Source organism: Sphingomonas sp. (genome assembly GCF_039595165.1).
In the GTDB taxonomy this organism is placed as follows: domain Bacteria; phylum Pseudomonadota; class Alphaproteobacteria; order Sphingomonadales; family Sphingomonadaceae; genus Sphingomonas.
In genome coordinates, this window is the sequence record NZ_JBCNMA010000155.1 from 1 (window position 1) to 7,308 (window position 7,308).

Here is a 7,308-nt window from a genome sequence, read left to right on the forward strand (position 1 = left end):
CGGCTGCCCGCAGGGGCGGACGCCTCACGCTGCGCGTGCGTGCGGCGACGCTCAGTACCGCCAGCGTACCCATTGCTGGTACAGCACATACTTCAAGACCGAGGCGGTGATCGCGGGCAAGGACGGCTGGCCGATCCGTCTCGATGTCGAGGAGCCGCAGAACATGGGCGCCGACCGCGCGCTCAACATCATCGCCGCGCACGACAAGTTCCCGGGCGACCTCATCGTCATCGACTTCGGCACCGCGACCACCTTCGAGGTCGCCGACTATGAGGGCGCCTACAAGGGCGGGATCATCGCCCCCGGCATCAACCTTTCGCTCGATGCGCTGGTCAACGCCGCCGCCAAGCTCCCCCGTGTCGCGATCGAGGCGCCGCAATCGACCAGCGTGATCGGCCTCAACACGCCCGACCAGATGCATATCGGCATCTATTGGGGCTATGTCGCGATGATCGAGGGGCTGGTCGCGCGGATGAAGGCGGAAATCGGCCGCCCGGTTAAAGTGATCGCCACCGGCGGCCTCGCGGTGCTGTTCGAGAAGCGCACGGATGTATTCGACGTGGTCGAGCCGGACCTCACCATTCAGGGGCTGGCGATCCTGTGGGAGCGGACGCGGGCGGCGTAGTGCTGCCCTCTGCCGTCACCCCGGCCTTGTGCCGGGGTCCACTTATCCTTACGCGCTGACCCTACGCCTCTTGCGCATCGCTCGCCTCCGGGTGGACCCCGGCACAAGGCCGGGGTGACGGATGGAGACCAATGGCGAGTGTCCATGTGGCGTCGGACGGTAAATTCAGATGACGAAAGACCAGATGACACCCGGCAACGAACTTCTCTTCCTCGCGCTCGGCGGTTCCGGCGAGATCGGCATGAACGTCAATCTCTATGGCTGCCGCGGCAAGTGGATCATGGTCGATTGCGGGGTGATCTTCGGCAATCCCGACTATCCCGGCATCGACCTGATGCTGCCCGACCTCCAGTTCATCGAGGAGCGGCTCGACGACCTGCTCGGCATCGTGCTGACTCACGGGCATGAGGATCATATCGGCGCGCTGCCCTATCTCGCCGCCGACCTCGGCGTCCCGCTCTACGCCACGCCCTTCACCGCGGGCCTGATCCACGGCAAGCTCGACGAGGAGGGCGTCTCCGACCGCGTCGAGCTCAACGTCGTCCGCGAGGAGGAGACGTTCGAGCTCGGCCCGTTCGGCATCCGCTACGTCCCGCTCGCCCACTCGATTCCCGAGGGTAACGCCGTCCTCATCGACACCCCCTATGGCCGCGTGTTCCACACCGGCGACTGGAAGATCGACGACACGCCGGTGATGGGCTCGCCCTCGACCGCGCAGGAACTGACCGAGATCGGCGACAGAGGCGTGCTCGCTTTGGTCTGCGACTCCACCAACGTGTTCAACCCCGAGGCCTCGGGCTCGGAGCAGGAGGTGCGCGAGGGGCTCGACCGCGTCATCGCCGAGGCGAAGGGCCGCGTGCTCGTCACCACCTTCGCCTCCAACGCCGCGCGGCTCCAGACGCTGGGCGAGGCGGCGCGCGACACCGGTCGCGCGATGTGCGTCGCTGGCCGTTCGCTCGATCGCATCCTGCGCGTCGCCAAGGCCACCGGCTATCTGCGCGACTTCCCCGAGACCGTGGATTTCGACACCGCGATGACGCTGCCGCGCGACAAGGTGATGATCGTCGCCACCGGCGGGCAGGGCGAGCCGCGCGCCGCGCTCGCGCGCATCGCCGAGGGCAATCACCCGCTCAAGCTCGACAGGGGCGATCGCGTGATCTTCTCGTCCAAGCAGATCCCGGGCAACGAGATCGCGATCGGCCGCATCATGAACGCCCTCGCCGAGAAGGGCGTGGAGATGGTCACCGATCGCCAGGCCTTCGTCCATGTCTCGGGCCATCCCGGCCGCCCCGAACTCGCCGAGATGTATCGTTGGATCCGCCCCGAGATCCTCGTCCCCGTCCACGGCGAGATGCGCCATATGGCCGAGCAGGCGCGCTTCGGGCTGGAGCAGGGCATCGCCCGCGCCGTCGTCCAGCAGAATGGCGAGATCGTCCGTCTCGCGCCCAAGGGCCCCGAGAAGCTCGGCCATGCCCCCGCCGGCCGCCTCGTGCTCGACGGCGACGTGATCCTCCCCGCCGACGGCTCGACGATCAACGAGCGGCGCAAGCTCGGTCTCTACGGCCAGATGTCGGTCGCGGTCGCGCTGCGCGCCGACGGCAGCGTCGCGGGCGAGCCCGAGGTGCGCATCCAGGGCGTGCCGGTCGAGGAGGATCGCGAGCCCTTCCTCGAGGAAGCCTGCCTCGCCGCCGCCCAGGCCGCTGCCTCGGGGCGCGGTGACCGCGAGAAACTGCGCGAGGCCGTGCGTCTCGCCACGCGCCGCGTCGCGGTCAAATGGACCGGCAAGAAGCCGGTCGTCGATGTCCTGCTGATCGAGGTCTGAGCAAATGAGTTGGCCCAGCGCGCTGGCGATCTACTTCCTGTTCTGGTTCCTGGCGCTGTTCCTCGTGCTGCCCTTCCATGCACGCACCAGCGTCGAGGCGGGGGAGACGCTGGTCCAAGGCCAGGCCGAGAGCGCGCCGCGTGCCTTCCCCGCGGGCAAGATCGCGCTGCGCACCACCGCGCTCTCGGCGCTGCTCTTCGCGCTCTACTATCTCAACTACGTCAACGGCTGGATCACCGCCGAGATGCTTGACTACTGGAACTGACTCGGCGTGGTCTGAGTCATCGGCTCGCCGGCCTTGTACTTACGATTCTCGGCCTGCGCGTCCCGATAAGCGCGTTCCTCGTCCATCTTCTTGAACTGCTCGGCGGCCTTGTCCATCGATTCCAGCGCCTCGCCCTGGATCTGCTTCATGTTGGTGAGGATATAGGCCGACATCGCTTCGGATACCTTGGCGGTGTCGAACGAGCGCTTGTCGAGCCGCGAGTCGATCTGCTCGTTCATCGAGACACGGCCGATCACCTTATACTGGTCGGCGCCCTTGATCGCGAAGCCCTTGCCCAGCGCCTTCTCCGCATCCCGCGACATTTCGAAGCTGGTCTGCACCCGAGTCTTCGCTTCGGTCACCGGGATGATCTCGACCGTATACTTCGCCACCTGGAGCCCGTTGGCATGGAAGTACCAGATCATCGATTTTTCGGGCTCGCCGCCGCGAGTCACCGCGCCGCCGCGCTGGTTGTAGACCATCTTGGAGAATAGCGAGGGCAGCGACGTCGACTCGACCACCCGATAGACTTCGAGCGCCGGCCGGTCATAGGTCTCGCCGGTCTTGAGCGGCCCGTGGAAATAGGCGCCCGCCGCCAGCGCCACGGCCGCGCCGCCGAACATCAGTTCCTTCATCGCTTGCCCCCGATGGTTGCGGAGGCTGAATAGCGAAAGGGCGTCAATCGAGCGCCAATTTCTATCCCTAATGCGCGATTAGGAACTGAACGAACACCTAGGTTGCGTCGGGATCGGTCAGCGACGAGCGTCGCCCGCCATCGTCCTGCTGCTCGGGCTGGTCGCGCCCCAGCCCGTCGTCGGGCTTGCGTGCGTCGCCCGGCTTCTGATGCTCGGTCGAGATGTTGGGGCGGTCCTGAGTCTCGGTCGGCGGCGCGTCGCCCGGCATGTGATTCTCGGTCGAGATATTGGGGCGAGGCTGGGTTTCGGTACCTTTTTCGTCGGCCATGTCGTTGCTCCTTCGCGCGAACAACGGCCGGAAGGTGGCGCGCGTTCCTAGTCGAGCGCCAGCGCGAAGAAGCGGTTGAAATCGGTCGCCTCGTAATCGGCGAAGGGCGGGCAGGGGACGAAGCCGTGCCGCGCATAGAGCGCATGCGCCGCATCGAACGCGGGCCCAGTGCCGGTCTCGAGCTTGAGCTCGGCGTAGCCGCGCTCGCGGGCGAGTCCGATGATGTGGCGCAGCACCGCGGTGCCCACGCCGCGGCCGAGCGCGGCCTCGGCTGTGCGCATCGACTTGATCTCCCCGGTGGCGTCATCGAGCGCCTTGACCGCTCCGATCCCGAGCAGTGTGTCGCCCTCCCACGCCGAAAGGAACGTGATGTCCGGCGTCTTCAGCCCCGACAGATCGAGGAAATGGCACGTCCCGGCCGGCGAGTTGGCGAGCATTCCGCCGGCATGCACTTCGAGCAGGGCGATCACCTGCGCGTCGCCGAGCCCGCCCTCGCGGATGTCCATCTCAGACCTCGTCGATGAAGCCGGCGAGCGTGTCGAGGCAGGCATGTGCCAGCGCCTTGCACCGCTCGGGCGACCAGCCGAACGCGGCGTCGGGACTGGGGTCGTGGTCCTTGAACGGCATCTCAAGCGTCATCGACACCGCGCCGAAGCGCTCGGCGAGCTGGTTGGTCGACATCGACAGATTGGCCTGGCCCGGCGCCGACTTGTCATAGCCCTTGTCGAGCTGGAACAGCGGCGTCGCCGCCGCCAGCCGCCGGCCATATTCGTAGAATTTGCCGCCGAGTTCGTCCGTCCACGACGGAATCCCCTCGAACCCCGCCAGGAAGTTCGCCGGGATCGCCTCGTCGCCATGCACGTCCATCGCGAAGTCGACGCCGGTCGCGTCCATCGCCCCGCGCACCAGGAACACCTCGGGGCTCTTGTCCATCGAGGGCGAGTGCCACTCGCGGTTGAGGTTCACGCCCGCGGCGTTGGTGCGCAGATGCCCGCGGAAGCTGCCGTCGGGATTCATGTTGGGCACGATGTGCAGCGTTGCCTTCTCGCGGAGCGCCTGTGCCGCAGCGTCGCCGGGATCGGTCAGCTTCTCGAGCGCGCCTTCCATCCACCATTCGGCCATCGATTCGCCGGGATGCTGGCGGGCATAGAGCCACACTTGCTTGGGGCCTTCGCCCAGCGTGAGCAGGTCGAGCGCACGGCCGTCGAGGGTCTGCCCCAGCTCGCGATGAGTCACCCCCGGCTTCGCCGCCATGCGCGCGATCAGGTCGGCATGCCGCTCCATCGAATAGGGCGCGAAATAGGCGAACCACGCCACATCGCCGTCGAACTGATGGGAGAAGCTGAACACGCCATCGGCGTAATCCCCGTCGGTCAGCCGCCACGCTTCGCGGTCGGTGCTCACCCGTGCCCGGTATCCCGGCCACCCGAACGCATAGGCCGCGCTGCCCGCATTGGTGATGCGGAACGTCAGCCGCCGCCCGCGCGCGCCGGCGACGCGGAAGTGGAACCACTGGTAGAAGTCCGACAAATGGTCGGGGACGATCTCGAGATCGACGGTGTCGCCGTCGATGCCGGTCAGGCGGATGTTGCCGCTGTCGAACGCGGCGTTGATCTGGATGGTCATGTCACCGTGGCAGGCTGGAGGTTACTTCACCGTGATAGTGATGCCCGACTGTCCCGGAAAGCCCTTGAACAGCGCCGCGGCAAGCCGCCCGGCGCCATCGGCGGGCTGCGATCCCGGGGCGCCGCCCAGCGTCTCGGTGATGGCGCGGCCTTCCCAGATCACGGTGTTGTCGCCGTGGCGGCGCAGCTGCACCGCGAGCTCGGCGCCATAGACGGTACGCGTCTTGCTGCCGATGCCGAAGCTCGCGCCGCCGCCCACGCCGACATTGCCGCCGAAGCTCCCGCCGCCCAGACCGATCGTCACCGGCGGCCGCGTGCGCACCTGGCCGCGATCGGTGCGCACGAAATCGACCGTCGCGATATAGTCGGCCCGCGAGCCCGCCGCGGCGGGGGTAAAGCCCATCCGCCCCAGCTCCGCGCCGACCGCGTCGGCATAGAGCTGGAATTCCGGCCCGGCGGCGCCGTCTTTGGGCTGGATCGACACCGCGCCCGCGGGGATCGGCTGGGAGAGGTGATAGCGCGTCACGTCGACCGGCGCCGCGCGGCCGCCGCCGGTGGTCGAGCAGCCGCCCGCCAGCACGGCAAGGGTGGCAAGGGCGATCAGGGCGCGGGTCTTCATCGGAACACTCCTCCTGCCGTCCGCAGCGAACGGCTCAACGCGGTCAACATCATTACGCATGCGCGGGTTCCGCTGCCAAGCGATTCCCGCCGCCCGCGCCTTGACTTCGCAGGGCTTCCCATCTAGGCGAGCGCCTCTTTCCGGCACCAGCCACACAATTCGAGATACAGAGACCGGTCATGAAGATCGTGAACAGCCTGAAGTCGCTCAAGGGGCGGCACCGTGACAACCGCGTGATCCGTCGCCGCGGCCGCGTGTACGTCATCAACAAGACGCAGCGCCGCTTCAAGGCCCGCCAGGGCTGAAGACTTTTTGTTCGAGCGGCACCGGCCCGCTCCCCCACCCGGCTACCCACCAGGGTAATGTCTGGGAGGCCGGGTGGGGAGCGGGCCGGTGCCGAATTCCAGCAAGATAAGTGCCGCTATCTTCGATATCGGCAACGTCCTCTTCACCTGGCACCCGCGCTTTCTCTACGAGCGCCTGATCGACGACGATCGGGCGCTCGCGGCGTTTCTGGACAATGTCATCACGCATGAGTGGCATTTCCAGCACGATGCCGGCCGCGATTTCGCCGACACCTCGGCCGAGCGCATCGCGGAGTTCCCCGAGCATGCCGAGCTGATCGCCGCCTGGGGTCCGCGCTTCAACGAGAGCCTCGGGCCGCCGGTGCCGGGCATGCACGAGATCGTCGCCGAGCTCGATTCGGCCGGCGTGCCGCTGTTCGCGATCACCAATTTCAGCCACGAGTTCTTCCCGCCCTTCCGCCGCGAATGGCCGGGCCTGTTCGATCGCTTCCGCGACATCGTCGTGTCGGGCGAGGAGAAGCTGCTCAAGCCCGATGCGGCGATCTACCATCTCGCGCTCGCCCGTTTCGGACTCGAGCCGAACGAGGCGATCTTCATCGACGACAATGCCGCCAACGTCGCGGGCGCCGAGGCCGTCGGCATCCGCTCGGTGCTGTTCACCGATGCCGAAGCGCTGCGCCGTGAGCTCGCCGCCGCAGGGCTGCTGGCTGCCTAGGCTCTTAATCCTCCCTCGCTAGGGGGAGGTGGCGCCGAAGGCGACGGAGGGGGGAGGAACCCCAACGATCGTTCTGGCATCCGCCCCCTCCGTCAGGCTGCGCCTGCCACCTCCCCCTGGCGGGGGAGGATTGAAATGGCTGAACCTAGCCGCGCCCCTTGAGCTCGTCCCCGAGGATCCGCACCACGTGCAGCACGTTGGTCGACCCCGGCGTGCCGAATGGGACGCCCGCGCACACGATCACCCGGTCGCCGGCCTTGGCGATGCCCTGGCGCAGCGCCATGCGCTTGGCCTTGGCGACCATGTCCTCGAACGAATCGACGTCCTTGGTGTGGACGGCATGCGTGCCCCACAGCAGGCCCATGCGGC

Annotated in this window: 11 protein-coding genes; 5 read left to right on the plus strand and 6 right to left on the minus strand. The window is 67.3% G+C overall.

Translation table 11 applies throughout. The features are described from left to right. The 3 genes from ABDV68_RS17345 to ABDV68_RS17355 form a co-directional block, all read left to right on the plus strand. Nucleotides 1-625, plus strand: a 625-nt coding sequence (locus tag ABDV68_RS17345) for a type III pantothenate kinase (RefSeq protein WP_343521358.1), incomplete at its 5' end; no start/stop codon positions are given. 184 nt (nucleotides 626-809) lie between these two features. Then, nucleotides 810-2,447, plus strand: a complete 1,638-nt coding sequence (locus tag ABDV68_RS17350; protein WP_343521367.1) for a ribonuclease J — start codon at nucleotides 810-812, stop codon at nucleotides 2,445-2,447. 4 nt (nucleotides 2,448-2,451) lie between these two features. Beyond that, nucleotides 2,452-2,712: a DUF1467 family protein gene (locus ABDV68_RS17355; RefSeq protein WP_343521359.1), complete on the plus strand. Its 261-nt coding sequence runs from the start codon at nucleotides 2,452-2,454 to the stop codon at nucleotides 2,710-2,712. On the opposite strand, the gene ABDV68_RS17360 is transcribed toward ABDV68_RS17355, so the two are convergent. The 5 genes from ABDV68_RS17360 to ABDV68_RS17380 all read right to left on the minus strand — a co-directional run bounded on the left by ABDV68_RS17360 (nucleotide 2,700) and on the right by ABDV68_RS17380 (nucleotide 5,919). After that, on the minus strand, nucleotides 2,700-3,347 hold the full coding sequence (locus tag ABDV68_RS17360; protein WP_343521360.1) for a hypothetical protein: 648 nt from the start codon (nucleotides 3,345-3,347) through the stop codon (nucleotides 2,700-2,702). The genes ABDV68_RS17355 and ABDV68_RS17360 overlap by 13 nt on opposite strands. Nucleotides 3,348-3,444: 97 nt before the next feature. Beyond that, complete coding sequence (locus ABDV68_RS17365; protein WP_343521361.1) at nucleotides 3,445-3,675, minus strand: hypothetical protein; 231 nt, start codon at nucleotides 3,673-3,675, stop codon at nucleotides 3,445-3,447. A gap of 47 nt (nucleotides 3,676-3,722) precedes the next feature. Continuing rightward, nucleotides 3,723-4,181, minus strand: a complete 459-nt coding sequence (locus ABDV68_RS17370; RefSeq protein ID WP_343521362.1) for a GNAT family N-acetyltransferase — start codon at nucleotides 4,179-4,181, stop codon at nucleotides 3,723-3,725. 1 nt (nucleotide 4,182) lies between these two features. Beyond that, nucleotides 4,183-5,301 carry a M14-type cytosolic carboxypeptidase gene (locus ABDV68_RS17375; protein ID WP_343521363.1) on the minus strand — a complete coding sequence of 373 codons (1,119 nt, stop codon included), beginning with the start codon at nucleotides 5,299-5,301 and terminating at the stop codon, nucleotides 4,183-4,185. A 21-nt stretch (nucleotides 5,302-5,322) separates the two neighbouring features. Continuing rightward, the gene (locus ABDV68_RS17380) at nucleotides 5,323-5,919 is read right to left on the minus strand and encodes a DUF4136 domain-containing protein (protein ID WP_343521364.1); all 597 of its coding nucleotides are present in this window, start codon (nucleotides 5,917-5,919) and stop codon (nucleotides 5,323-5,325) included. Nucleotides 5,920-6,098: 179 nt separating this feature from the next. Here ABDV68_RS17380 and ykgO point away from each other — a divergent pair, with 179 nt between their 5' ends. Together ykgO and ABDV68_RS17390 are read left to right on the plus strand one after the other, a co-directional pair. Beyond that, nucleotides 6,099-6,224: a type B 50S ribosomal protein L36 gene (gene ykgO, locus ABDV68_RS17385; protein ID WP_066575973.1), complete on the plus strand. Its 126-nt coding sequence runs from the start codon at nucleotides 6,099-6,101 to the stop codon at nucleotides 6,222-6,224. A gap of 88 nt (nucleotides 6,225-6,312) precedes the next feature. Next, entirely contained in the window at nucleotides 6,313-6,939 is a 627-nt protein-coding gene (locus ABDV68_RS17390; protein WP_343521365.1) for an HAD family phosphatase, read from the plus strand. A gap of 145 nt (nucleotides 6,940-7,084) precedes the next feature. Here ABDV68_RS17390 and ABDV68_RS17395 read toward each other — a convergent pair. Then, the coding region (locus tag ABDV68_RS17395) for a pyruvate kinase alpha/beta domain-containing protein (RefSeq protein WP_343521366.1) at nucleotides 7,085-7,308 on the minus strand (224 nt) is incomplete at its 5' end.